The organism is Methylobacterium sp. WL103 (assembly GCF_008039885.1).
GTDB lineage: Bacteria > Pseudomonadota > Alphaproteobacteria > Rhizobiales > Beijerinckiaceae > Methylobacterium > Methylobacterium cerastii.
Window position 1 is genome coordinate 1 of sequence record NZ_VRUX01000676.1, and the last position, 2,116, is coordinate 2,116.

The following is a 2,116-nucleotide window of genomic DNA, read 5'->3' on the forward strand; positions in this document are numbered from 1 at the left end:
CTGCTCGCCGCCGACCTCGGGCCGCTGCGCGCCCTCGCCGCCCGCCTGCTCGTGCGCTACCGCGGCGTCCCGCTGCCGCGGGTGTGGCAGGCCTGAGGTTCGCGAGCTGTCGATCGCCAGCGATCGAGGGCGTCAGAAACCAAGGCCAGGGCTTTCGAGCGATTGCCCTGAGATACCGCCTCGCGGGCGTTGCTCAGCGCCCGCCTCGTCTGCTAGAGACCCCTCACCCCGCGCCGGCCGCCCGGCACGGGATCTTGCGGGCGCCCCGTTTCGACGGCGGCGCCGGAGCGACGAGGCCTCGTGGCGGAGTGGTTACGCAGAGGACTGCAAATCCTTGCACCCCGGTTCGATTCCGGGCGAGGCCTCCATCGCACGTCCCCGCGACCGTCGTTTCCCGATCGATCCTTCCCTTCGCGATCCACCGCCTGCGCCATGCGTCTCGCGCGCCGCGAGCGGCTGTCCGCCCGCGTTCCGCGGTCTGGCGCCCTCCCCGGCACGGACCCGTGTGGCCCGGGCGCAACGCCGCCGCCGTGGGTTCCCCCGAGCCGCCCTGCGCGCCGCCCGCGAAATGCGAAACATCCGCCCGAGGCCCTTGCGCCCCGCAACGGCGCTGTGTAGAGCACCCCCCGTGATCCCCGATAGCTCAGTTGGTAGAGCAGGCGACTGTTAATCGCCTTGTCGCAGGTTCGAGTCCTGCTCGGGGAGCCATCACCCTTTCAAGTCCTTCCCCTGATCGATCTCGCCGCCTTGCGCTGCCCTACGGCGGCCGGGCGTTGCTGCGCTGGCGCGCCAGCGATCCCCCATCTGGTGGATGACGGCCGGTCCTGATCGGTTCAGGCAGGAGACCCGAGATCACCTTGGCCCGGCCGGAGACATCCGCGCCGGGCTTTCTTGTGATCGCGTCGTCGCGATGGATCGGACCGTCGGCGTAGCCGCCGCGTCGGACGCGACCACGCTTCCACATCCGCGCGTCCTCAGCTTCGTGGGTCGGCCGCCCGCCTCAGGGCGGAGGCGCCGGCGCCGGTCCGGTTCTGGGCCTCGTCCATCACGTCGCCGATCCTGTCGCCGACCGCGATCACGATGGCCGTCGAGGCGGCGCCCTCCGCCGTCTCGGAGTGGAAGCGGCCGAGGGTGTCGGTGAGGCGCTGCTCGATGGTGCCGAGCACGGTGCGGGCGGCCTCGGCGTTCGCGCGCATCATCACGCCGGCGAGGTCGCAATAGGCCTCCCGCAGCAGGTGGAACGCCAACCTGTCGACGGCCTGCGCGTCCTCCGGACTTAGATCCCGCATCTCGCATCCCGTCGGCCCGCCTTCGGCGCGGGCATCGTCTCGAACATGCGCGTCGGGAACGCGACGTACGGCCTTTGGGGGGCCGGCTGCCGCGCCCGACTTCGCCGCCCCCGATCGGTACGCCAGCGGGCCTAGGAAGGGAATGCGGCGGCGCCTTCGCGGCGGAGTTCCACCGACAGGGCGTCGGAGGCGAGGTTCTTGGACTTCGCCTCGATCTCGAAATCGGCCCACGCCAGGTGGCGCGCGACCAGGGCGTTGAGGGCGCGGTTCCACATCATGTCGGAATGGGCGGCGAGGTCGCGCCAGGAATGGCCGGCCTCGTTGAGCACCACGAAGTCGGGCAGCGCGTCGGGATCGTGCTCCGGCAGCACCGTCTCGCGCGAGACGCTGACATGCGCCACCGGCCGCACCCCGCGCCAGGACTCGCGCACCCGCGCGACGCGCGGGTCCTCCGGCGCGATGTACTCGCCCCGGCTCTCGACCCAGTGATGATGCAGGTCGAGCACCACCGGCACGCTGTCGGCGAGCGCCAGCACCGCATCGAGCCCGAAGGCGTTCTCGTCGTTCTCGACGGTGATGAGGTCGCGCGCCGTCTGCGACAGGCGCGGCAGCGCGGCGCGGAAGCCCTCGGTGCCGGGATCGCGTGCGCCGACATGGATGTTGATGTGCGCGCCGTGCGGGTGCCAGCCGTCGCCGTAGCCCAGCAGCGCCATCAGCTCGGCGTGGTACTCGAACTCGGCGATGCCGTTCTCGGACGCCGCCGGGTTGCGCGAGGCGATCACGCAGAACGGGCCGGGATGGAAGCTGAGGCGCACGCTGCCTGCGCG

1 protein-coding gene, 2 tRNA genes and 1 pseudogene are annotated in these 2,116 nt (G+C 71.7%); 2 read left to right on the forward strand and 2 right to left on the reverse strand.

Annotated features, from left to right (window positions below; genetic code table 11):
• Positions 1-294: 294 nt before the first annotated feature.
• Both FV222_RS24065 and FV222_RS24070 read left to right on the forward strand, forming a co-directional pair.
• A tRNA-Cys gene (locus tag FV222_RS24065) sits at positions 295-368 on the forward strand.
• A 264-nt stretch (positions 369-632) separates the two neighbouring features.
• Positions 633-708 (forward strand) — tRNA-Asn (locus tag FV222_RS24070).
• Between the two features lie 266 nt (positions 709-974).
• On the opposite strand, the gene FV222_RS24075 is transcribed toward FV222_RS24070, so the two are convergent.
• Both FV222_RS24075 and FV222_RS24080 read right to left on the reverse strand, forming a co-directional pair.
• Complete coding sequence (locus FV222_RS24075; protein ID WP_147754176.1) at positions 975-1,289, reverse strand: hypothetical protein; 315 nt, start codon at positions 1,287-1,289, stop codon at positions 975-977.
• A 131-nt stretch (positions 1,290-1,420) separates the two neighbouring features.
• Positions 1,421-2,116, reverse strand: a pseudogene (locus FV222_RS24080) (UV damage endonuclease UvsE); the annotation flags it as partial.

Bases quoted from the DNA above. Each gene is read 5' to 3' on its own strand.
- FV222_RS24075 (WP_147754176.1), bottom strand. From the start codon at position 1,289: ATGCGGGATCTAAGTCCGGAGGACGCGCAGGCCGTCGACAGGTTGGCG.